The organism is Roseibaca calidilacus, assembly GCF_001517585.1.
In the GTDB taxonomy this organism is placed as follows: domain Bacteria; phylum Pseudomonadota; class Alphaproteobacteria; order Rhodobacterales; family Rhodobacteraceae; genus Roseinatronobacter; species Roseinatronobacter calidilacus.
In genome coordinates this window covers 1,671,374-1,694,608 of record NZ_FBYC01000004.1, presented here as the reverse complement: position 1 = coordinate 1,694,608, position 23,235 = coordinate 1,671,374, and the positions used below count along the sequence as shown (strand labels likewise).

The following is a 23,235-nucleotide window of genomic DNA, read 5'->3' as shown; positions in this document are numbered from 1 at the left end:
CGGAAAGGGCGGGGGGTTTTGCACCCCCCGCACCCTGCGCAGGATATTTGGGCAAGGATGAAGGGATCAGTCGCGTGCGCCATCCCGCAGGTCGTTGGCATAGCCGTGGTTATGGTCGCGATGGGCCGCTTCGTCCGCGCGCACGGCGATAATCAACTCGCGCAGGCGGGCATCGGCGGGCAGCTTCCAGTAGTCGATGGCCATTTGCGGCGCGGGAACGTTCCGGACCGTGCCATTGTCCACTTGGTCCAGATACTGGGTGTAGCTGATGACCGCCTCTTCCTCGAGATAGCCCACCACACGATGCGCGGTTTTCGGGGCGACAAGGTAGAGCAGGAAATACAGGTTGAAGAACACGCCCTGCGCGATCAGGATAATGGCACGTTCCAGCCAACTGGGCTGGGCGATCTTGATGAAGGCCATCAGATGCATACGCTCATTTTCGGCTTCGTCCAGAAGCTCGCGGATCCAGCCCTGATCGTCGCGAATGCGGCGGATGGCCTTGAGATGCTGAAGCATACCACCCACCATGCCCGGCACGGCGGCGACGGTTTCCAGAACAACGGCGCGGTGACCATAGCGCTTGGCAAAGAAGGCATCCGCAAAAACGCGCATGAATTTGACCACCCGCAGCGCAACCCGGTCGGACAGGTCGCGGGGTGCGTGGTGCTGCGTAAGGCTGAGGTCTTGGGACTTGTCAGAATCAAACATCTTCCGCTCCTATTTTCTGAAGAGGTGGGGGCGGTTGCGCGCGATGCAACCGATTGCGACGCTGTGCCCCATCTGTGCAAGAGACTGGCCGCATGAGTGATCTAAACATCCGCCGCGAGGGGCGTGCCGGGCGTATCACGCTGGATCGGGGCCACGCGCTGAACGCGCTGAGCTACGAGATGTGCCTTGCGATTGACGCGGCCTTGCGCGCTTGGGCCAATGATGACGCGGTTGCACTGGTGGTGATTGATGCCACTGGTGACAAGGCATTTTGCGCGGGCGGTGATCTGGCCGAAATGTATGCCACTGGGCGCGCGGGCGATCATGGTTATGGCCGCCGTTTCTGGGCCGATGAATACCGCATGAATGCGCGGATTGCCGAATATGCCAAACCGGTCGTGACACTGATGCAGGGGTTTACCCTTGGCGGCGGTGTGGGGCTTGGTTGCCATGCCAGCCACCGGGTTGTGTGCGAAACCAGTCGCATTGCCATGCCTGAATGCGCGGTGGGGATCGTGCCGGATGTGGGCGGCTCGCGGCTGCTGGCGCGGGCGCCGGGGCGTGCGGGGGCCTATCTGGGCTTGACCGGGGCCCGCATGGGGCCGGGCTGTGCCATCTGGGCGGGGTTTGCGGATAGCTTCGTGCCACGCGCAGATTGGCCGGGTCTGGTTGCAAGGCTTGTGGCCACGGGCGATTTCAGCGCAATTCCGGCCCATCCTGCACCTGACAGCCCCATGGCCGCGCAGGCAGGCTGGATCGACCGTGTATTCAAGGGCCGTGATGGGGCGGCAATTCTGTCGGCCTTGCGTGCCGATACCAGCGATGTCGCGCGCGACGTGCTGGGTCTGGTTTTGCGCGGTGCTCCGTTGGCGCAGGCTTGCGCCTTGGAAATCCTGCATCGGCTTGGCCCTGCGCCCGATATCCGCGCGGCCTTGGCCATGGAATACCGCTTTACCTATCGCGCCACCGCGCGGTCGGATTTTCTGGAAGGCATCCGCGCCGCGATCATCGACAAGGACCGTGCACCGCGTTGGCGGCACGCAGGCTTGGCAGAGGTGTGCGCGGCAGAGGTTGAGGCGATGCTTGCGCCGCTCGGTGCGGCAGAGATGACATTTGAGACAGAGGGAGAGAGGCTATGAAAATCGGGTTTATCGGCTTGGGCAATATGGGCGCGCCGATGGCGGCCAATCTGGCCAAGGCGGGGCATGTTGTGACGGGGTTCGACCTGAGCGCGCCTTGCCCCCAAGGCGTTGCGCAAGCGGCCAGCGCGGCCGATGCCGCCACGCGGGCTGAGGTGGTCATCACCATGCTGCCCAATGGCGCAATCCTGCGCGACGTGGCGGCTATGATTATCCCGGCAATGGCGGCTGGTGCGGTACTGTGCGATTGCTCGACCGTGGATGTCGAAAGCGCACGCGCCGTGGCCGACGCCGCCGAAGCGGCAGGCTTGGGCGCGCTGGATGCGCCCGTGTCCGGCGGGGTGGGCGGGGCAAGCGCGGGCACGCTGACCTTTATGGTGGGCGGGTCGGACGCAGCCTTTGCCACGGTTCAACCACTATTCGATATCATGGGTCAAAAGGCGGTGCATTGCGGCGGGCCGGGCGCGGGGCAAGCGGCCAAGATCTGCAACAATATGATCCTTGGCGCGACCATGGCGGTGACCTGCGAGGCTTTTGCTTTGGCCGACAAGCTGGGGCTGGACCGCGCGCGCATGTTCGACGTGGTCAGCACCTCCTCTGGCTATAGCTGGTCGATGAATGCCTATTGCCCGGCACCGGGTGTTGGGCCGCAAAGCCCTGCCGATAACGACTACAAGCCCGGATTCGCGGCAGAGCTGATGTTGAAGGATTTGCGCCTGTCGCAACAGGCGGCTGTTGCTGTCGATGCCGATACGCCCATGGGGGCGCGGGCCATGGCGCTCTATGCCGCTTTTGTTGAAGAAGAAGACGGGCGCGGGCGCGATTTCTCGGCGCTGTTGCCGCGTTTCGCGGGGCGTGGGCGCAGCTGATGGCTTGGGCGGAAGCGCTGTTGCCGGGTTTGGATGCGGCAACGATCGCAAAGCTAGATGCGATGCCAGCCATGCAACTGCCCAAGGGCCAGTGCCTGTTCCGGGCGGGCGACCATGCACAAGGCTTTGCCATGGTGCTGGAAGGCCGGGTAGAGGTGACGTTGACCGCCGCATCGGGCCGCGAGATACTGCTTTATGCCATAGAGCCGGGGCAAAGCTGCATCCAGACCACTTTGGGGCTGATGGGCGATGCCCCCTATTCGGGAGAGGCAATGACCGTCACACCGGCGCGGCTTGTGATGATCCCGCCCGCGGAATTCGCCCGGCTGATGCATGGATCGGAAGTGTTCCGCGCTTTCGTGTTTCGCGCCTTTGCCGCGCGTATGGCGGAATTGACGGCGCTGCTGGAAAGTGTGGCCTTTACCCGGATTGAAGCGCGGCTCGCCCGTGCGCTGCTGGATCTGGCCCAAGGCGGACAGGTGACGGCCACCCATGCCGAACTTGCCGCGCGTATTGGCAGCGCGCGCGAGGTTGTCTCGCGGCAGTTGGAGCGATGGGCCGGGCAAGGCCTGATCGCCACGCAGCGCGGACAGATCACCCTTCTGGACCTTGCGCAGCTGGGCCGCATCGCCCCTGAGTGACCATGTCACAGACAGGCCGTAGGCCTATGCTATGCTGTTCAGGTAGCCTTCAACACAGGAGCCTGTCACATGCTGGCAAAAAACGTAGGCGGTATAGACCGCATTCTTCGAATCGTTGTAGGGGCCGCGCTGATCTTGGCCTTCTTCCTGAACATGGATGGAACCTATAGCTGGCTGTATCTGATCGGGATCGTGCCGCTGGCCACAGGGCTGATGAGCAGCTGTCCGCTGTATTCCATCGTCGGTCTGAACACCTGCCCGGTGAAAAAGTAAAATCATGCCCCTGCAAGGGGGCATGATTTTCTTGGCGGTCAGGGCGCAGATTGGGCTTGCAGCCCCCGAAGGCCTTGGCTAGAAAGCCGCTCACGGTTGGGGTGTAGCCAAGCGGTAAGGCATCGGTTTTTGGTACCGTGTATCGTAGGTTCGAATCCTACCACCCCAGCCAGTTTACTTGCAAATAGCTGAAGTCAAACGAAAACGGCACGCTGTTTGGCGCAAGTCTGCGTCACGGTGGCGTGGTCGCACTTGCGACGGTCACGGATGTTCCCCAGCCTTTGCACGCATGGTCCAGCGCAGCAGATAGCGGCGCATCGGTATAAAAGCTGTCCATTTGCGCCAGCGAGCCGATCCGCGCGGGGGCGCGGCGTCGGAATTTGGAATGATCCGCGACCAGCAAACTGCGGCGCGCCTGTTTCAAGATCGCCTGACTGACGCCGACTTCCTGAATGTCGAAATCCAGCATGTCGCCATCCTCGTCCAGCGCCGAACAACTGATGACGGCAAGATCAAACTTGAATTGCTGAATGGCCTGCGTGGTCACGCTGCCGACCAGCCCACCATCGGCCCGGCGCAGCAACCCGCCGACCACGATTATCTCGCAATGTGGGTTCTCGACCAGAATATTGGCCACATTCAGGTTGTTGGTCAGCACCATGATGTCACGATGCCCCAGAAGGGCGCGGGCGACGGCCTCTGTCGTGGTGCCGATATTCAGAAAGACAGAGCAACCATTCGGAATATCCCGCGCAACGGCCCGCGCGATTGCGGCCTTGCCGTCTTCGTTCAGGTCGCGCCGGTCTGTGTAGCCGATATTCGCCACGGTCGAGGGCAGGATTGCACCACCATGCACGCGCTGTAATTTTCCTTGCTCGGCCAGTTCGGCCAGATCGCGGCGGATGGTTTGCAGTGTGACATCGAAATGCTTTGCCAACCCTTCGACAGTCACGCGCCCGTCACGGCGGGCGATGATCTGGATGTCGTGCAGTCGCTCGGCTTGCGCCATGGCTTAGCTCCGGTTCTGTGGCGTGATTCGCGGCCAAGCCGCATTTCAGCTTCTTGCTTGGGATGTTGGCATGTTCGTTTCAAGCAAAAATTCGAGGGTTGCGAAAAAATACACCAGAACATACGGCAAACAAAGCGCTTTAAATTCTTCGAAAATAAAAAATCGAACATATAGGTGCCTATAACGAAAAAAATCTTGCGGGAAAGGACGATGTCGACCTACCGTCGCGGCTCATCTGATCTTGCGCTTGGGAGGGCGTATGCCGCTATCCGAACACACTCAGACCAATGACCAGCAGATCGTTGACCTTGTGGTCATTGGTGGCGGGATCAACGGTTGCGGGATCGCGCGCGATGCTGCGGGGCGCGGACTATCGGTGGTGCTGTGCGAGAAGGGCGATTTGGCCGGCGCGACATCTTCGGCCTCTACCAAGCTGTTCCATGGTGGCCTGCGCTATCTAGAGTATTTCGAATTCCGGCTGGTGCGAGAGGCTTTGATCGAACGCGAAACCCTGCTGCGTGCGATGCCGCACATCTCTTGGCCTATGCGATTTGTGCTTCCTTATCATAAAGATATGCGCTTTGAGAGCGATACGCCAACCTCTAAGCTGTTGTCGTTCCTCATGCCTTGGATGCGCGGACGGCGGCCCGGCTGGCTTATCCGGCTTGGCTTGTTTTTGTATGATAATCTGGGCGGGCGCCAAATTCTGCCCGGCACATCCACAATTGCGCTGACCGGCACTGCCGAAGGCGCGCCGTTGCAGGACCGTTTTGCCAAAGCCTATGAATACTCTGATTGCTGGGTCGAAGATTCGCGTCTTGTGGTGCTGAATGCCCGCGACGCTGAAGCGCGTGGCGCAAAAATCCACACCCGGTCCGAAGTTGTGTCGGCCCATGCGGAAAACGGCATTTGGGCGGTTACGGTCAAAACCGAACACGAAACGAAAACAATCCGCGCCAAGATGCTGGTCAACGCCGCCGGGCCTTGGGTGGGCGATGTGATCCACGGCAAGCTGCGGCTGAACAGCCGCGAAAATGTCCGTCTGGTGCGCGGCAGCCATATTGTGACCCGCAAACTCTATGACCACGACAAATGCTATTTCTTTCAGGGCACCGATGGGCGGATCATCTTCGCCATTCCCTATGAGCAGGATTTCACCCTGATCGGCACCACCGATGCCGAACATGATGATCCGTCACGCGCGCCGGTCTGCACGCCAGAAGAACGCGATTACCTGTGCAATTTTGCCAGTCAATATTTCGCCAAGCCCGTAACCGCAGCCGATGTTGTCTGGAGCTATTCGGGCGTGCGCCCGCTTTATGATGACGGGGCGAGTTCGGCCACCGCGGCCACGCGGGATTACACGCTCAAGATTGACCGCAGCGCAGGGGCGCCGGTTCTCAATATCTTTGGTGGCAAGATCACGACCTACCGGCGGCTGGCGGAATCGGCGTTGGAGCAGATCGGCACGGTTCTGCCGCTGGCAAAAGGTCAATGGACCGCCGGAGTCGCGCTTCCCGGGGGGGATTTCGCCCATGATGGCGGCCCGGCCTTGGTGGCCGAGTTGCGGCGCGACTACCCGTTCCTGACCGATTTCTGGGCCCGCCGCCTGGTGCGCGCCTATGGCACAGAAGCCCGGCAGGTATTGGGCAATACCAAAACCGCCGCCGATCTGGGAGAGGATTTCGGCGCGACGCTTACGGCGGCAGAAGTCAACTGGCTGATGACCCATGAATATGCCCGCAGCGCCGAAGATGTGGTCTGGCGGCGCAGCAAGCTGGGCTTGCGGCTGACATCGGACCAAGTGGCCACGCTGGACGCGTGGATGGCGCGCAACGTGACCGAGATATTGCGCGCGGCAGAGTAAACCGCGCGAGAGGGAGGAGCAAGGAATGTCGCTTGTATTGGAGGGCGTGTCGAAGGTTGTGGAGGGGCATCACCATATCTACCCCACCGACCTGTCGCTGGAACGCGGCACGATGAACGTGCTGCTTGGTCCGACCTTGTCGGGCAAGACATCGCTGATGCGGATCATGGCGGGGCTGGATGTGCCCGCAACGGGCCGCGTGCTGTGGGAAGGGCAGGACGTGACCGGAATGCGGGTGCAGGACCGCAAAGTGGCGATGGTTTATCAGCAGTTCATCAACTACCCGTCCATGACCGTCTATGACAACATCGCGTCGCCGCTGAAGCTGATGGGCGTGGACAAATCCGAGATTCATCGCCGCGTGCAGGATACCGCCGCGCTGATGCAGTTGACGCCGATGTTGCAGCGCAAGCCACTGGAACTGTCAGGCGGCCAGCAGCAGCGTTGCGCCTTGGCGCGGGCATTGGTCAAGAACGCCGGTCTGGTGTTGCTGGACGAACCGCTGGCCAATCTGGATTACAAGCTGCGCGAAGAGCTGCGCGCCGAAATTCCGCGCATTTTCGAAGAATCTGGTGCAATTTTCGTTTACGCCACGACAGAACCGGAAGAGGCGCTTTTGCTGGGCGGCAATGTCGCAACCATGTGGCAGGGCAGGGTCACGCAATTCGGCCCGACGCCGCAGGTCTACCGTGCGCCGAAAGACGCCACGACCGCGCGCGTGCTGTCGGACCCGCCGATGAATTTCACCACCATCACCAAGGCCGGCAGCAAGATCAGCTTTGGCGAGGGGCAGACGGCGCTGGCCACGGGGGCGCTGGCCGATCTGCCAGATGGCAGCTACCGCGCCGGGTTCCGGCCCGACCATCTGCATTTGCACGCACGGGGGCATGAGGGGCTGCATTTCAAATGCATGTTGAAGGTAACCGAGATCACCGGGTCTGAAACCTTCGTGCATCTGGACCATGGCGCCGACCCATGGGTGGGGCTGATGCATGGCGTGCATCATCTGGAATACGGCCAGCCGATAGAGGTCTGGCTGGATGCCGCGCATGTCTATGTTTTCGCCGAAAGCGGGGAGCTTGTCGCACCCGCCAGCTTCGCGCACGCGGCCTGAGGGGGGATCATGGTACAGATCACGCTCGACAATCTTGCACATTCCTATTTGCGCAACCCGAAATCGGAAGATGACTTCGCGCTCAAGCAGCTTGACCATGTGTGGAACGACGGCGAAGCCTACGCGCTGCTGGGCGCGTCTGGTTGTGGCAAATCCACGCTGTTGAACATCATATCCGGGCTGTTGGTGCCGTCGCGCGGGCGTATTTTGTTCGGCGACAAGGATGTGACGCATCAGGACACGGTTGAACGCAATATCGCGCAGGTGTTCCAGTTTCCGGTGGTCTATGACACGATGACCGTGGGCGACAATCTGGCCTTTCCACTGCGCAATCGCGGCATGGACCCGGCCCATATCGCCCAACGCGTGCAGCAGATTGCAGCCATGATCGGCATGGAAGACGTGCTGAAGCGCAAGGCGCGCGGGCTGACGGCGGATGCGAAACAGAAAATCAGCCTTGGGCGCGGCATGGTGCGTGAAGATGTGAACGCCATCCTGTTCGACGAGCCGCTGACCGTGATCGACCCGCATATGAAATGGGAATTGCGCACGCAGCTAAAAGCGCTGCACAACCAGTTCGGGCACACAATGATCTATGTGACCCATGATCAGACCGAAGCGCTGACCTTTGCCGACAAGGTCGTGGTCATGCATGACGGGCGCGTGGTCCAGCTTGGCACGCCGGAAGAGCTGTTCGATACGCCGGAACATACCTTCGTGGGGTATTTCATCGGCTCTCCGGGGATGAACCTGATCGACGCCGAGGTGGCGGGGCAGCTTGCCCATTGCGCGGGCCATCCGGTTGCGCTGGGCGGCAGCTACAAGGCGCTCTCGGGCCGCGTGCAGATCGGCATTCGCCCGGAGTTTGTGACGCTTGCCAGCGGCGAAGACGGGCTGCCGGTGACGATCAAACGCATCGAGGATGTGGGCCGTCACCAGATTTTGCGCGCGGAATTCGCGGGCAAACCGATCAATGCGATCCTGCCCGAAGGGATGCCCATTCCCGCAGATGCCAACCGGCTGAAATTCCAGCCCGAGCGCATCAATGTCTATGTCGATGACTGGCGCGTGACACCGCTGCACGCTGTTTCCACCCCCGTGAAAGAGGCCGTCTGATGGACAAGGTTCAGAACAACAAGGCGTGGTTTCTGGTTCTGCCGGTTCTGGTTCTGGTGGCCTTCTCGGCGGTGATCCCGCTGATGACCGTGGTCAATTACTCGGTTCAGGACACATTCGGCAATAACGTCTTTTTCTGGGAAGGGTTGGGCTGGTTCAAACAGGTTCTGACCTCTTCGCAGGTGCATTCGGCCTTTGGGCGGCAGTTGATGTTCTCTGGGATCATTCTGGCCATTCAAGTGCCACTTGGAATTGCGATTGCGCTGGCCATGCCGAAAAAGGGCTTCTGGGCGTCGCTGTGCCTGGTGCTGATGGCGCTGCCCCTGCTGGTGCCGTGGAACGTGGTGGGCACGATCTGGCAGATCATGGGCCGGGGCGATATCGGGCTGCTGGGCTTTGTGCTGGATGCGCTGAACATAGATTTTAACTATTCCCGCAATGCGCTGCACGCTTGGATCATCGTGGTGACGATGGATGTCTGGCATTGGACCTCGCTGGTGGCGCTGCTGGCCTATGCCGGGCTGCAATCCATCCCGCAGGCCTATTATCAAGCCGCCAAGATTGATCAGGCCAGCCGCTGGAAGGTGTTCCGCTACATCGAATTGCCGAAAATGGCGGGTGTGCTGCTGATCGCGATCCTGCTGCGCTTCATGGACAGTTTCATGATTTATACGGAACCCTTCGTCGTGACCGGCGGCGGCCCCGGCACAGCGACCAGCTTCCTGTCCATCGACCTTGTGAAAATGGCGCTCGGACAGTTCGACCTTGGCCCGGCGGCGGCGTTCTCGATCATGTATTTCCTAGTGATCCTGCTGGTGTCTTGGGTGTTCTACACCGTGATGACCAACATAGATAAAGCGGAGGGCCGGTAACATGGCGTCAACGACCGATACTTACGCGGCCCCTGCACGCAAACTGGCGCTGCCAAAGGTGCAGACCCGCCATGTGGTGATGGTGCTTTATCTGGCCTTCATGCTGATCCCGATCTACTGGCTGGTGAAGATGAGCTTGCAAACCAACCGCGAGATCACCGGCGCTTTCACCCTGTGGCCGCAGAACCCGACATTCGACAATTACCTGACCATTGTGACCGATCGCAGCTGGTATATCGGCTATATCAACTCGATCACCTATGTGGTGATGAACACGGTCCTATCGCTGTCGGTTGCCTTGCCTGCCGCCTATGCGTTCAGCCGCTACCGGTTTCTGGGCGACAAGCATCTGTTCTTCTGGTTGCTGACCAATCGCATGGCACCGCCAGCCGTGTTCGCGCTGCCGTTTTTCCAGCTTTATTCCTCGGTCGGGCTGTTCGACACGCATATCGCCGTGGCGCTGGCGCATACGCTGTTCAACGTGCCGCTTGCAGTCTGGATTCTGGAAGGTTTCATGCGCGGCGTGCCCAAGGAAATTGACGAGACCGCCTATATCGACGGCTATTCCTTCCCGAAATTCTTCGTCAAGATCTTCATGCCGCTGATCGCCTCTGGCATCGGGGTGGCCGCGTTCTTCTGCTTCATGTTCTCTTGGGTGGAATTGCTGCTGTCGCGCACGCTGACGGCGGTCCATGCGCAGCCGATCACCTCGATCATGACGCGCACGGTGGGGGCGTCGGGCATTGACTGGGGCGTTCTGGCCGCCGCCGGTGTGCTGACCATCGTTCCCGGTGCGCTGGTGATCTATTTCGTCCGCAACTACATCGCCAAGGGCTTTGCCCTGGGCCGCGTATAAGGAGGGCACGCCATGAACCTGACATGGATGGCATGGACGGCACCGACCGCGATCTTCTTTGCCACGATCGCCTGTCTGCTGCTGATTTTCACACTTCTGGCAATCAAATATCCCGAAACCCCGCGTCGCGGCATCCTGACAATTGAAACGACGCGCGGGGACCGGCTGTTCATTACGCTTCTGGGGTCGGCCTTTATCAATTCGGGCTGGCTGGCGATGAGCGATCTGCCGCAATGGTGGGCGCTTGGAATTTGCGCGCTTTATGCCGCAGCGGTTTTCCGCTGGGTCTGAGCGCGCGAATAAACGCGTGCCCGGACAGGCGGGGGAAGAGGCCCGCAATGCGCCCGGACACGCAAGGACTGAAAACCGTAGGTTCAATCCATGGGAGGATATAACATGAACCGTCTATTCAAGACATCCACAGCGCTGGCGATGGCGCTGACCGTGATGGGCAGTCCGGCTTTTGCCGATATGGACGCCGCCCGCGCTTTCCTTGATGAACATATCGGCGATATGTCGGCCCTGACCCGCGAAGAGCAGGAAGCAGAACTGCAATGGTTCATCGAGGCGGCAGAGCCGTTCCGCGGCATGACCATCAATGTCGTGTCGGAAACCATCACCACCCATGAATGGGAAGCCAGCGTTCTGGCCCCCGCGTTCAGCGAGATGACGGGCATCAACTTTACCCACACGCTGATCAGCGAAGGCGACGTGGTCGAGCGCCTGCAAACGCAGATGCAGACCGGCGAAAACGTGTTCGACCTGTATATCAACGATGCCGACCTGATCGGCACCCATTGGCGCTACCAGCAGACCCGCAACCTGACCGACTGGATGGCAGGCGATGGCGCGGACTTCACCAACCCCGGCCTTGATCTGGACGATTTCATCGGGCTGGCCTCGGCCACCGGGCCGGATGACAAGCTGTATCAGCTTCCCGTGCAGCAATTCGCGAACCTTTACTGGTTCCGCTATGACTGGTTCAACGATCCCGAAATCAAGGCAGAGTTTGAAGCCGAATATGGCTATGAACTGGGCGTTCCGGTGAACTGGTCTGCCTATGAAGATATCGCCGCCTTCTTTACGGGCCGCGAGATCGACGGCCAGACCGTTTACGGCCACATGGATTATGGCCGCCGCGACCCGTCGCTGGGTTGGCGCTTTACCGATGCGTGGCTGTCGATGGCAGGGGCCTCTGACCTTGGCCTGCCCAATGGTGTGCCGGTCGATGAATGGGGCCTGCGCGTGAACGAGAACTTCCAGACAGTTGGGTCTTGTGTGGCGCGTGGCGGGGCAACCAACAGCCCGGCCGCGGTCTATTCGATCGAGAAATACGTCGATTGGTTGCAGAACTACGCGCCCCGCGAAGCCAACGGGATGAACTTCTCTGAATCGGGCCCGATCCCGGCGCAGGGCAATATCGCGCAGCAGATCTTCTGGTATACCGCGTTTACGGCCGACATGGTCGCCCCGGACCTGCCGGTGATGAACGAGGACGGCACGCCGAAATGGCGCATGGCGCCCAGCCCGCATGGCGCTTACTGGCAAGAGGGCATGAAGGTTGGCTATCAGGATGTGGGCTCTGCCACCATTCTGGAATCGACACCGACCGATCGGGCACAGGCCGCATGGCTTTATGCGCAGTTCATCGCGTCGAAAACCGTCGATGTGGCCAAGTCGCATTACGGTCTGACCTTTATCCGCGAATCCACCATCAACCATGACAGCTTCACCGAACGCGCGCCGCGCTTGGGTGGTCTGGTGGAATTCTACCGCTCGCCCGAGCGTGAGAAGTGGACGGATACGGGCTTCAACGTGCCGGATTATCCGCGCCTAGCGCAGCTGTGGTGGCAGAATATCGGGGATGCGTCCTCTGGCGCACGCACCGCGCAGGAAGCCATGAACGCACTTTGCGACCAGCAAGAAGCCGTCATGGCCCGTCTGGAACGCGCCGGCGTGCAGGGCGAATTCGGCCCGGTCCTGAACGAGCCGCGGGACGAGTCCTACTGGCTGGAACAGCCCGGCGCCCCTTGGCCCAAGCTCGAGGACGAGAAGGGCACGCCCATGACCGTCGCCTATGATGACCTGATCCGCCGCTGGACGGAATAAACCCGACTGCCGGGGCTGTGCTTTGGCATGGCCCCGCATCCCTTGGCGCGGTGGCGATTGCGCTACCGCGCCATTTTTGACAAAAATTCAAGCGGATACACCGGTTTCGCGCAGAGGAGGCGTCGATGGGCTATATTCTTGCACTCGATCAGGGGACCACATCCAGCCGGGGGATCGTGTTCGATGGCACCATGCGGATAAAGGCCGTCGCGCAGGAAGAATTCACCCAGCATTACCCGCAATCAGGCTGGGTAGAGCATGAGGCCTCGGACCTCTGGGCCACCACCGCTGCAACCGCGCGCGCCGCGATTGAAAAGGCCGGGCTGTCGGCGCGCGATATTGCCGCCATCGGCATTACCAACCAGCGCGAAACAACGCTTGTCTGGGACCGCAAGACCGGCAGGCCCATCCATAACGCGATTGTCTGGCAAGACCGCCGCACCGCCGATTTTTGCGCACGCCTGCGCGAGGCTGGGCATGAGCCGATGATAACCGCGCGCACCGGGCTTTTGGCGGACCCGTATTTCTCGGCCACCAAGCTGAAATACATTCTCGACACCGTGGAGGGCGCGCGCGAACGCGCCAAGCGCGGAGAGCTGGCTTTCGGCACGGTCGATACTTGGCTGATCTGGAACCTGACCGGTGGCAAAGTGCATGCAACCGACGCCACCAATGCCGCGCGCACCATGCTTTATGATATTCACAAGGGCCGGTGGAGCCAGACCATCTGCGACCTGTTCGACATTCCCGTCGCGGTGCTGCCAGAGGTGCGCGATTGCGCCGCCGATTTCGGGCACACCCGCGCGGACCTGTTCGGCCATGAAATTCCCATCCTTGGTGTTGCAGGCGACCAGCAGGCGGCGACCATCGGGCAGGCTTGCTTTACCCCCGGCATGATGAAATCCACCTATGGCACCGGGTGTTTCGCGGTTCTCAATACCGGCGAGACGCCGGTTGCCTCGACCAACAAGCTGTTGACGACGGTGGCCTACCAGTTGGACGGCAAACCCACCTACGCGCTGGAAGGGTCTATTTTTATTGCAGGTGCGGTGGTGCAATGGTTGCGCGACGGGATCAAGGTAATCCGCGCCGCCCCCGAAACCCAAGCGCTGGCCGAACAGGCTGACCCAAGCCAAGACCTTGTCCTTGTGCCTGCCTTCGTGGGGCTTGGCGCCCCCTATTGGAAGCCCGACGCGCGCGGCGCGATCTTTGGCATGACGCGCAATTCGGGCCCCGCCGAATTTGCCCGCGCGGCACTGGAGTCGGTCGGCTACCAGACCCGCGACCTGCTAGAGGCGATGCAAGCCGACTGGGCGCGCGAGGGCGCGCAGCCCAGCTTGCGCGTGGATGGGGGCATGGCCGCGAATGACTACGCTATGCAGTTCTTGTCAGACATCATCGGCGCGCCGGTCGACCGCCCGCAGGTGCTGGAAACCACCGCGCTTGGCGCGGCATGGCTGGCAGGCCAACGCGCGGGCGTCTGGCCCGACATGGCGGAATTTGCCAAGGGCTGGCAGATAGAGCGCCAGTTCACCGCCGCGATGGATGCTGACGCCCGCACGGCCCGCTACGCACGCTGGAAGCGCGCGGTAAACGCTGTGCAGGCCGTCTAGGGTATGCGTGGGGGCAATCCGTCCCCGCTTTTGGGAAGAAAGGTCGCGCCGCATATGACTGTCACAAGTTTCAGCTTTGCCACGGCGGGCACGCTGCGCTTCGGGCGCGGCACCTGCATGGACGCGGTGCCATTCGCGCAGGCGCAGGCCCGGCGGGTGCTGCTGCTGCGCTCGCGGTCCGTGGCTGCGGCGGATGCGGTGTTGCACGGTTTGCGCCATGGGTGCGAGGTGCTGGATCTGCTTGCCAGCGGCGAACCTGATTTGCCAAGTGTCGAAGCCAATGCTGCCCGCGCCCGTGCCTTTGGCCCTGATTTGGTCATCGCCATTGGCGGCGGGGCAGTCATTGACCATGGCAAGGCGCTGGCCGCGCTTGTTCCCGCACCGCATAGCGCCATGCGCTATCTGGAAGTGGTGGGCGCGGGGCAACCGCTTGATGTTGCCCCTTTGCCGCTTGTGGCGATCCCGACGACCGCAGGGACAGGGGCCGAAGTTACCCGCAACGCGGTGATCCAGATTCCCGACGCCGGGCGCAAGGTCAGCTTGCGCGACCCGCGGCTTTATCCTGCCTTGGCGTTGGTGGACCCTGACCTGTGCATGTCATGCCCCGCGCAGGTTACGCTCACGTCGGGCCTGGATGCGATCACGCAGGTCATCGAACCCTTCATCTGTTCGCGCGCCAATCCGATGACCGATGCCCTGTGCCGCGATGCCATTCCGCGCGGATTGCAGGCCCTGCACAGGCTGCTGGACAGGGGCGATGCAACCGCTTGGGACGATATGGCGCTGACAAGTGTGTTCGGCGGCATGGCGCTTGCAAATTCCGGTCTGGGGGCCGTGCATGGCTTTGCAGGCGTGATCGGCGGGCGCACCGGGGCTGCGCATGGGGCGATTTGCGGCGCCTTGCTGGTCCCGGTGTTGCGCGGCAATGCGCAGGCTGCGCCGACAGGCAGCATAGCCGCAGAGCGCATTGCTTGGGTCATGGACCGCATAGCAGAGCAGTTCGGCAGCGTGCAGGGATTCGCGGAATGGTGCCGCGCCAAGGGCCTGCCCCGCCTGTCAGAGCTGGGCGTTACCGATGCGATGCATTCAGAGCTTGCTGACGAAGCCGTGCGTTCGTCGTCCTACAAAGCAAACCCTGTCGCGCTTGATCGCGCAGCGCTGCTTCAGATGCTGGCCGCGGGCTGATCTGGCCGTCGCCCGGCCCGGTGCTATGTTGCCACTAGCGGCGGGCAGCCCTTGGGTGTTCCCTTTTATTCGGCGCTGCGCCATGCTCTCGGCTCGCAGCCGAAGGAAATACCCATGTGGGAAACACGTTTCGCGACACCTGACTATGTCTTTGGCACCGAACCTGCCGCCGCGCTGCGCGACCATGCGCGCTTGTTGGTGTCGGGCCAGCGCGCGCTTGCCGTGGCCGATGGCGAAGGGCGCAACTCTGTCTTTATGGCGCAACAGGGCGTGCAGGTCACTGCGGCGGATTACGCGCCGTCGGCCTTGGCCAAAGCGCAGGCGCTGGCCAAGGCACGGGGTGTGACGGTTGATTTTCAGCAAGCCGACCTGTTGGCCGAGTGGCCCGAGGCATGGCGCGGCGCGTTCCATCTGGTGGTGGGCATTTTCATTCAGTTCACCGGGCCTGCGGACCGCGCGGCAATGTTCGCGCAGATGGCGGATTGCCTGCGCCCCGGCGGCGTGCTGTTCCTGCATGGCTACCGGCCCGAGCAACTGGCCTATGGCACTGGCGGGCCGCGTGCCGTGGAAAACCTGTATACCGAGGATATGTTGCGCGCGGGCTTTCCGGGCTGGCAGGTTGATCTTTGCCGCGCCTATGACCGAGAGATTCAGGAAGGCACCGGCCATTGCGGCATGTCGGCATTGATCGATTTCATCGCCCACAAACCGGCATGACAGGTTTTGCTTGCTTTCTGCAAAATTGGTAATATTATTTTACCAATACCGGCTGGGAGGACCGACGATGGAAATGCCAATCCCGAATGCTGCGATTCTATCAAAGCGCGACCGCGTGATCGCCCGGCTGGCGGCAGAATTGCCGTCAGAGGCGCTGATCTCTGACGAAGCCGAGCGCCGCGCCTATGAATGCGACGCGCTGACCGCCTATCGCTGCTTGCCCATGGCCGTTGTGCTGCCCGACAGTACCGAACAGGTCGCTGCCATCATGAAAATCTGCCATTCCGAAGGTGTGCCCGTCGTGCCGCGCGGGTCGGGCACGTCGCTGGCTGGCGGCGCGCTACCAACCGAGGATTCGGTCATTCTGGGCGTGGCGCGCTTGCGGGAGGTGTTGGAAGTCAGTCTGGACGACCGCTTCATACGCGTGCAATCGGGCATCACCAACCTTGCCGTGACCGGAGAGGTCGAAGGCGACGGGTTCTTCTACGCACCCGACCCAAGCAGCCAATTGGCCTGCGCGATTGCTGGCAATATTGCCATGAACTCTGGCGGTGCGCATTGCCTGAAATACGGCGTGACCACCAACAACCTGCTGGGCTTGACGCTTGTCACCATGGCGGGAGAGGTGATCGAACTGGGCGGCGCGCATCTGGATGCCGCGGGCTATGACCTGCTGGGCCTGATCTGCGGGTCGGAAGGACAGTTGGGCATCGTGACCGAGGCGACGCTGCGCATTCTGCCCAAACCCGAAGGCGCGCGCCCCGTGCTGATGGGGTTCGACAGCAACGAGGTGGCGGGCGAATGCGTGTCTGACATTATAAAGGCGGGTGTGCTGCCCGTGGCGATTGAATTCATGGACCGCCCCTGCATCCGCGCGACAGAGGATTTTGCCAAGGCGGGCTACCCCGATTGCGAAGCGTTGTTGATTGTCGAGGTTGAGGGGTCTGATGCCGAAATTGACGAACAGCTTGGCCTGATAAAGCAGATCGCCCGCCGCCATAACCCGGTCGAGTTGCGCGAAAGCCAGTCGGACGAGGAAAGCAAGAAAATCTGGCTGGGGCGCAAATCTGCCTTTGGCGCGATGGGGCAGATTGCCGATTACATGTGCCTTGACGGAACGATCCCGGTGTCCAGCCTGCCTTTCGTGCTGAAACGCATTGGCGAGATGTCGAAAGAATTCGGGCTGGGCGTGGCCAATGTGTTCCACGCAGGCGATGGCAACATGCACCCGCTGATCCTGTATGATGCGAACAAGCCCGGCGATCTTGAACTGTGCGAGGCGTTCGGCGCAGAGATCTTGAAACTCTGTGTCGAGGTGGGCGGCTGTCTGACCGGCGAACACGGCGTGGGGATCGAGAAACGCGACTTGATGACTGTGCAATTCGCGCCCGACGATCTGGATGCGCAGATGGGCGTAAAAGACGTGTTCGACCCGGACTGGTTGCTGAACCCCGCAAAGGTTTTCCCGCTGGCGGCCAGCGCCGCACGGCGCGCGGCCTAGCGCGGGAAGGCTTGTCTTGTCGTGCAATACCGGTTCCCATTTTGCGTGACTTGGCGTCAGGGGGCTTTGCCCCCTCTGGGCGCTGACGCGCCCATTCACCCCCAGGATATTTGGGGCAAGGATGAAATAGCCAGCCTGAGAAGGAGGGCCGCTTATGCGCCCGGCCAGTGAAACGGAAGTGTCAGAGATCATACGCGAGGCCAGCGGCCCGTTGCGTATTCGCGGCGGCGGCACGCGCAGCCTGAGAGCTACAGGCCTTGGCACGGTGCTTGAGACCGGGGGGCTATCAGGGATCTCGCTTTATGAGCCGGGCGCCTTGACGCTGGTTGCGGGGGCGGGCACGCCCTTGGCCGATGTCGAGGCGGCGCTGGCGGCAGAGAACCAGCGATTGCCCTTCGAGCCGATGGATATGCGCGCCGTGTTGGGCATAGAGGGTGTTCCGACCGTGGGGGGGATGGTGGCTGCCAATGCCTCTGGTCCGCGTAGGATCAGTGTGGGGGCATGTCGCGACAGCCTGATCGGGGTGCGTTTCGTAGATGGCACCGGGCGGGTTGTGAAGAATGGCGGGCGCGTGATGAAGAACGTGACCGGCTATGATCTGGTCAAACTGATGGCTGGGTCATGGGGCACGCTGGGCGTGTTGACCGAATGCAGTTTCAAGCTGTTGCCAGTGCCCGAGATGCAGGCGACGCTGGTAAGCGACGCGATGACGCCCGCCGCGGCGGTGCGGACCATGTCGGACGCGCTGGGCACACCTTATGAGGTAAATGCCGCCGCGCGCGACGTGCGTGGTCGGGTTTGCCTGCGGATCGAGGGGTTCTCGGAGCAGATCCGCTATCGCAAGGCAGCACTGGCAGAGGCCTTGGGAGGGGACTGGCAAGTGCTGGAAGGCGAGGCGAGCCGAGCGCTTTGGCGCGATATCCGTGATGTGACCGCGTTTGCGGGCACGCAGGGCGATGTGTGGCGTGTGTCCGCCAAGCCATCGGATGCGCCCGCCGTGGTGGCTAAGATCGGCGCCCCCGTGCAGATGGACTGGGGCGGCGGGCTGATCTGGGCATTGCTGCCCGAAGGCTGCGACCTGCGCGCCAGAATTGGCCCGATCGCGGGTCACGCGACCTTGGTGCGGGGGGCTGCGGCGGATATCCCTGTGTTCCACCCCGAACCTGCCCCGATTGCCGCCATCGCACAGGGCTTGCGCGCCAAGTTCGACCCGCGCGGCGTGCTGAACCCCGGCCTGATGGGATAAGCCAATGCAAACCACCTTCACCCCCGATCAGTTGAAAGACCCGGCCATTCAGCGCTCGAACGAAGTGCTGCGCACCTGTGTGCATTGCGGGTTCTGCACCGCGACCTGCCCGACCTATGCCGTGCTGGGCGATGAGCTGGATAGCCCGCGCGGGCGAATTTACCTGATAAAGGACATGCTGGAAAAAGGCCGCCCGGCAGATGAAAAGACGGTCAAGCATATCGACCGTTGCCTGTCTTGTCTGGCGTGCATGACAACCTGTCCTTCGGGCGTGCACTACATGCACTTGGTCGACCATGCGCGCGAATACATCGAACAGACCTATAAACGCCCGGTTTTTGAGCGGATGCTGCGCTGGGTTCTGTCAAAGATTCTGCCCTATCCGGGGCGGTTCCGGCTGGCGTTGCTGGGCGCGCAGATTGGGCGGCCCTTGCGCCACCTTATGCCCGACCCGCGCCTGCGCGCCATGCTGGAGATGGCACCCAAGCATATCCCCCCCGTCAGCCGCAATGATGACCCGCAGGTCTTTGCCCCCGAGGGCGCGAAAAAGATGCGTGTTGCACTGATGACCGGCTGCGCCCAACGGGCGCTGAACACGGATATCAATGATGCAACCATCCGCCTGTTGCGCCGTTTGGGGTGCGAAGTGGTTATCGCAGACGGGCAGGGCTGTTGTGGGGCGCTGACTCATCACATGGGCAAAACCAAAGAAAGCCATGCTACGGCGGCCAAGAATATCCGCGCGTGGCACCGCGAGATGCAGGCGGGCGGTCTGGATGCCATTGTCATCAACACCAGCGGTTGCGGCACCACGGTCAAGGATTACGGCCATATGTTCCGCAACGAACCCTTGGCAGAACAGGCCAAGGCCGTCAGCGCGATTGCCATGGATGTCAGCGAGGTGCTGATGAAACTGGACCTGCCGAAAGGCGAGACGCAGGCGATGAAAGTGGCCTATCACGCCGCCTGTTCGCTGCAACATGGACAGCAGATCAAGACCTACCCGAAGGATTTGCTGAAACGGGCCGGGTTTACGGTGACCGAACCGAAGGACAGCCATCTGTGTTGTGGCTCTGCGGGCACTTATAACCTGATGCAGCCCGAAATTTCGGGCCAGTTGAAAGCGCGCAAGGTCAAGACGTTGGAAGCCAAGCAGCCCGATGTGATCGCGGCAGGCAATATCGGCTGCATGATGCAAATCGGTGGCGGCACGCAGATCCCGGTGGTTCACACGGTGGAATTGCTGGACTGGGCCACGGGCGGGCCGCGCCCGCGCAACCTTTCGCAAGAGTGACACGCTCTTGCCCCGGTCATGCCATGATGCGGCGCTAGGCTGATCTGCGTCTGACTGTCGGAGTGCCCATGTCCTTCTTTCGTGCTGTGCTGGCTATGTTTCTGGTCTGGCCGCTTGCCGCAGCCGCGCAGGACAAGCCGCTGACCTTGCTGGAAACCGGCCTGACCGCGCAGGGCTGGGAGGCCGTTGGCCGGATTGACATTGGTGCAAACGGCTTTTGCACCGGGGCGCTGATTTCTGACCGGTTGGTGCTGACCGCGGCCCATTGCCTGTTCAATCGCACCACCGGACAGCGCTTCGCGGATGAGGATTTTCTGTTCCGGGCCGGGCTGCGAAATGGGCGCGCGGCGGCGGAACGGCGCGTGTTGCGCAGCGTCGTGCACCCGGATTACCGCGTCGCACAACTTGCCACGGCAGAGACCGTGCAAAATGACCTTGCGCTCTTGGAACTGGTGCATCCGGTTGCCGCGCGCGGGGTCACTCCGTTTCCCGTGCGCACGACTGTGCAGCGCGGGGATACGGTGGGCGTCGTGTCCTACGGGCGGGACCGTTTGAACGCGCCTTCGTTGCAAGAAGCCTGCCGTGTCTTGAACAGCACCAGCCGTGGTGTGGTCTACATGACCTGCTCGGTGGATTATGGGTCTTCGGGATCGCCCGTTTTTGCCTTTGATCGCGGGCGCGCCGAAATCGTTTCGGTCATCTCGGCCAAGGGCGTATCCGAAGGGGGGGCCTTTGTCGGTGACGTGTCATTCGGGGTTGCGCTAGGCCCCAAGCTGGATGTGCTGCGCGATGCACTCAGCGCGCGCGACGGGCGCTTTGTGCAGGCCCCAGGGTCGGCCACGGTCACGCGCACCGGGCCACGGCGTATGACCAGCGAAGGTGGCGCGCGCTTTTTGCGCCCGTAACCGCGCGGCCCCAAAGGCTCTTGAAACGCGGCAAATCGCTTCCCATTTCTGGTACATCCCGGTGCCAAGGACGGGCCGGGATATCACCAAACAGCGCCTGTCCATGCGGAAGGCGCGCCCACCATCGCTTCAGATAGGAGGATGCTTATGCGTCGTTTTGATCCCACCCCGCTTTACCGTGCCTCTGTTGGCTTCGACCAGATGGCGGACCTGCTGAACCGGGTCATGACCACAGATGTCCAGACCCCTAGCTACCCGCCCTATAACATTGAAAAGACGGCTGAAAACGGCTATCGGATTTCGCTTGCCGTGGCCGGTTTCCGGGCCGATGACCTGACGGTCGAGGTTAAAGAAAACGCGCTGGTCGTGACCGCGCGCACCACCGAAGATGAAAGCGCGCCCCGCGAATTTCTGCATCGGGGCATTGCCACCCGCGCCTTCGAGCGTCGGTTCCATCTGGCCGACCATGTGCGCGTGACGGGTGCCACCCATGCCGATGGGATGTTGCATATCGACCTGCAACGCGAATTGCCCGAAGCGCTGAAACCACGCCGGATTGAAATCGCGCGCGAGGATGGCAGCACGCACAAACTGGTGCAGGCCGACGCCGCCTGATCGGCGGTCGCGCTACCCTGAAACGATGAAACCCGGCCATTTGGCCGGGTTTTGCGATGTTTGCAGCAGCGGCCGCGTGTCAGCCCGCGCGCGCCATGGCGGCAGCGGTATCCAGCATCCGGTTGGAGAAGCCCCATTCATTGTCATACCAAGACAGCACGCGCACCATGCGCCCTTCCAGAACCTTGGTTTGATCCAAATGGAAGATGGACGAACGCGGGTCATGGTTGAAATCCATCGACACATTCGGCTGGTCTGTGACGCCCAGAATGCCCTTTAGCGGGCCTTCGCTGGCGGCGGCAATGACGGCGGCGTTCACCTCTTCGGCGGTTACATCGCGCATGGCTTCAAATGTCAGGTCCACGACCGACACGTTCGGCGTGGGCACGCGGATTGCAACGCCATCCAGCTTGCCTGCCAGTTCCGGCAGCACCAGACCCACGGCCTTGGCGGCGCCGGTGCTGGTGGGGATCATGCTCATCGCGGCGGCACGGGCGCGATACATGTCCTTGTGCATCGCATCTAGCGTGGGCTGGTCGCCGGTATAGCTGTGGATCGTGGTCATGAAGCCGCGCGAGATGCCGACCGCGTCATTCAGCACCTTGGCCACCGGTGACAGGCAGTTTGTGGTGCACGAGCCGTTCGACACGATCTTGTCATCCGCCGTCAGGCTGTTGTGGTTCACACCGTAAACGATAGTTTTGTCAGCCCCTTTCGACGGGGCCGACACCAACACCTTGCCAGCGCGTCCCAGGTGAATCTTGGCCTTGTCCGCATCGGTGAAAATGCCGGTGCATTCCAGCACGATGTCGATATCATCCCATGGCAGGTTGGCGGGGTCGCGTTCCGCCGTGATCTTGATCGGGCCACGGCCCACGTCGATCGTGCCATCGCCCACCGTCACATCGGTCGGGAAGCGACCATGCACGCTGTCAAAGCGCAGAAGATGGGCGATGCTGTCGACCGGTCCCAGATCGTTGATGGCGACAATTTCCAGATCGTCGCGGCCTTGTTCCTCCAGCGCGCGCAGCACCAGCCGCCCGATCCGGCCAAAGCCGTTGATTGCAAGACGTGTGGTCATGGCAGTCCCTCCGATTCAAGTTGCGTTTGCGCTAACATGAAAGCGCGGCGAAAATCAAGCAGGCTGAAAGCAACAGTCTTAGCAGGTTTCGCAGCCCTGTGCGCGGGTCGGGGTGTCGGGGCTGTAGCCGTCGCGCATCAACCGCATGATGCCGCCTTGAATGTCGATCACCGGCTGGTCCAGCCGTTCGGCCAAAGCGCGCGCGGCGATATTGGTGCGGTTGCCGGTCCGGCAGATGAGGGCCACGGGGCGGCCATCAAGCTGCGGGGCAAGCGCTTCCAGAAACGCCTCTGGCGTGTCGAACTGCTCATAGGTCAGCAGATGCGCATTTGGCAGCACGCCGGTTTGCTTCCATTCCTCGGGGCGGCGAATATCGACCAGCAGCACATCTGCCGCTTGCAATTCGCTGGCCGAGGGCTGCGCGACATAATGCTGTTGCGCAAGCGCGGGGCTACCAAGGCCCAGCAGGGCGACAAGGGCAAGGGTCAGGAAGCGCATGGAC

The 23,235-nt window shown here is 61.7% G+C and carries 23 protein-coding genes and 1 tRNA gene; 20 read left to right on the top strand and 4 right to left on the bottom strand.

Features of this window, described 5'->3' with window-relative positions:
• Window positions 1-66: 66 nt before the first annotated feature.
• A complete protein-coding gene (locus AWT76_RS11885; RefSeq protein WP_072246531.1) occupies window positions 67-711 on the bottom strand; it encodes an alternative oxidase in 645 nt (214 codons plus the stop codon).
• A 92-nt stretch (window positions 712-803) separates the two neighbouring features.
• Between AWT76_RS11885 and AWT76_RS11880 the strand changes: the two genes are divergently transcribed.
• The 5 genes from AWT76_RS11880 (at window position 804) to AWT76_RS11860 (ending at window position 3,805) form a co-directional block, all read left to right on the top strand.
• On the top strand, window positions 804-1,850 hold the full coding sequence (locus AWT76_RS11880; protein WP_072246530.1) for an enoyl-CoA hydratase/isomerase family protein: 1,047 nt from the start codon (window positions 804-806) through the stop codon (window positions 1,848-1,850).
• Window positions 1,847-2,719: a 3-hydroxyisobutyrate dehydrogenase gene (gene mmsB, locus AWT76_RS11875; RefSeq protein WP_072246529.1), complete on the top strand. Its 873-nt coding sequence runs from the start codon at window positions 1,847-1,849 to the stop codon at window positions 2,717-2,719. Before AWT76_RS11880 ends, mmsB begins: the two co-directional genes overlap by 4 nt.
• Window positions 2,719-3,360 carry a Crp/Fnr family transcriptional regulator gene (locus AWT76_RS11870; RefSeq protein WP_072246528.1) on the top strand — a complete coding sequence of 214 codons (642 nt, stop codon included), beginning with the start codon at window positions 2,719-2,721 and terminating at the stop codon, window positions 3,358-3,360. Before mmsB ends, AWT76_RS11870 begins: the two co-directional genes overlap by 1 nt.
• A gap of 69 nt (window positions 3,361-3,429) precedes the next feature.
• Entirely contained in the window at window positions 3,430-3,633 is a 204-nt protein-coding gene (locus AWT76_RS11865; RefSeq protein WP_072246527.1) for a YgaP family membrane protein, read from the top strand.
• Window positions 3,634-3,730: 97 nt separating this feature from the next.
• A tRNA-Gln gene (locus AWT76_RS11860) sits at window positions 3,731-3,805 on the top strand.
• Window positions 3,806-3,865: 60 nt separating this feature from the next.
• Here AWT76_RS11860 and AWT76_RS11855 read toward each other — a convergent pair.
• The gene (locus AWT76_RS11855; RefSeq protein WP_072246526.1) at window positions 3,866-4,642 is read right to left on the bottom strand and encodes a DeoR/GlpR family DNA-binding transcription regulator; all 777 of its coding nucleotides are present in this window, start codon (window positions 4,640-4,642) and stop codon (window positions 3,866-3,868) included.
• A gap of 259 nt (window positions 4,643-4,901) precedes the next feature.
• Between AWT76_RS11855 and glpD the strand changes: the two genes are divergently transcribed.
• The 15 genes from glpD (at window position 4,902) to AWT76_RS11780 (ending at window position 21,652) form a co-directional block, all read left to right on the top strand.
• Entirely contained in the window at window positions 4,902-6,509 is a 1,608-nt protein-coding gene (gene glpD / locus AWT76_RS11850) for a glycerol-3-phosphate dehydrogenase (RefSeq protein ID WP_072246525.1), read from the top strand.
• Between the two features lie 25 nt (window positions 6,510-6,534).
• Window positions 6,535-7,623: an ABC transporter ATP-binding protein gene (locus tag AWT76_RS11845; protein ID WP_072246524.1), complete on the top strand. Its 1,089-nt coding sequence runs from the start codon at window positions 6,535-6,537 to the stop codon at window positions 7,621-7,623.
• Between the two features lie 9 nt (window positions 7,624-7,632).
• A complete protein-coding gene (locus tag AWT76_RS11840; RefSeq protein WP_072246523.1) occupies window positions 7,633-8,739 on the top strand; it encodes an ABC transporter ATP-binding protein in 1,107 nt (368 codons plus the stop codon).
• Window positions 8,739-9,611: a carbohydrate ABC transporter permease gene (locus tag AWT76_RS11835; protein ID WP_072246522.1), complete on the top strand. Its 873-nt coding sequence runs from the start codon at window positions 8,739-8,741 to the stop codon at window positions 9,609-9,611. Before AWT76_RS11840 ends, AWT76_RS11835 begins: the two co-directional genes overlap by 1 nt.
• A gap of 1 nt (window position 9,612) precedes the next feature.
• Complete coding sequence (locus AWT76_RS11830) at window positions 9,613-10,467, top strand: carbohydrate ABC transporter permease (protein ID WP_072246521.1); 855 nt, start codon at window positions 9,613-9,615, stop codon at window positions 10,465-10,467.
• An 18-nt stretch (window positions 10,468-10,485) separates the two neighbouring features.
• Window positions 10,486-10,758: a DUF2160 domain-containing protein gene (locus AWT76_RS11825; protein ID WP_072247680.1), complete on the top strand. Its 273-nt coding sequence runs from the start codon at window positions 10,486-10,488 to the stop codon at window positions 10,756-10,758.
• Between the two features lie 105 nt (window positions 10,759-10,863).
• A complete protein-coding gene (locus tag AWT76_RS11820) occupies window positions 10,864-12,576 on the top strand; it encodes an ABC transporter substrate-binding protein (protein WP_072246520.1) in 1,713 nt (570 codons plus the stop codon).
• 125 nt (window positions 12,577-12,701) lie between these two features.
• Window positions 12,702-14,189, top strand: coding sequence for a glycerol kinase GlpK (gene glpK, locus AWT76_RS11815; protein ID WP_072246519.1), 1,488 nt, complete (start codon window positions 12,702-12,704; stop codon window positions 14,187-14,189).
• A 54-nt stretch (window positions 14,190-14,243) separates the two neighbouring features.
• Window positions 14,244-15,374, top strand: coding sequence for an iron-containing alcohol dehydrogenase (locus AWT76_RS11810; RefSeq protein ID WP_072246518.1), 1,131 nt, complete (start codon window positions 14,244-14,246; stop codon window positions 15,372-15,374).
• Between the two features lie 114 nt (window positions 15,375-15,488).
• On the top strand, window positions 15,489-16,091 hold the full coding sequence (locus tag AWT76_RS11805; RefSeq protein ID WP_072246517.1) for an SAM-dependent methyltransferase: 603 nt from the start codon (window positions 15,489-15,491) through the stop codon (window positions 16,089-16,091).
• Window positions 16,092-16,158: 67 nt separating this feature from the next.
• Complete coding sequence (locus tag AWT76_RS11800; protein ID WP_072246516.1) at window positions 16,159-17,592, top strand: FAD-linked oxidase C-terminal domain-containing protein; 1,434 nt, start codon at window positions 16,159-16,161, stop codon at window positions 17,590-17,592.
• A gap of 154 nt (window positions 17,593-17,746) precedes the next feature.
• Entirely contained in the window at window positions 17,747-18,838 is a 1,092-nt protein-coding gene (locus tag AWT76_RS11795) for an FAD-binding protein (protein ID WP_072246515.1), read from the top strand.
• 4 nt (window positions 18,839-18,842) lie between these two features.
• A complete protein-coding gene (glcF, locus tag AWT76_RS11790) occupies window positions 18,843-20,132 on the top strand; it encodes a glycolate oxidase subunit GlcF (protein WP_072246514.1) in 1,290 nt (429 codons plus the stop codon).
• A gap of 68 nt (window positions 20,133-20,200) precedes the next feature.
• On the top strand, window positions 20,201-21,037 hold the full coding sequence (locus AWT76_RS11785; protein WP_245638814.1) for a trypsin-like serine peptidase: 837 nt from the start codon (window positions 20,201-20,203) through the stop codon (window positions 21,035-21,037).
• A gap of 147 nt (window positions 21,038-21,184) precedes the next feature.
• Window positions 21,185-21,652 (top strand): Hsp20 family protein, encoded by a 468-nt coding sequence (locus tag AWT76_RS11780; RefSeq protein WP_072247678.1) that lies wholly within the window; start codon window positions 21,185-21,187, stop codon window positions 21,650-21,652.
• Between the two features lie 79 nt (window positions 21,653-21,731).
• Here the strand turns inward: AWT76_RS11780 and gap are convergent, their stop codons facing one another.
• Window positions 21,732-22,733, bottom strand: coding sequence for a type I glyceraldehyde-3-phosphate dehydrogenase (gene gap / locus AWT76_RS11775; RefSeq protein ID WP_072246513.1), 1,002 nt, complete (start codon window positions 22,731-22,733; stop codon window positions 21,732-21,734).
• A 78-nt stretch (window positions 22,734-22,811) separates the two neighbouring features.
• Window positions 22,812-23,231: a rhodanese-like domain-containing protein gene (locus AWT76_RS11770; protein ID WP_072246512.1), complete on the bottom strand. Its 420-nt coding sequence runs from the start codon at window positions 23,229-23,231 to the stop codon at window positions 22,812-22,814.
• Window positions 23,232-23,235 lie beyond the last annotated feature (4 nt).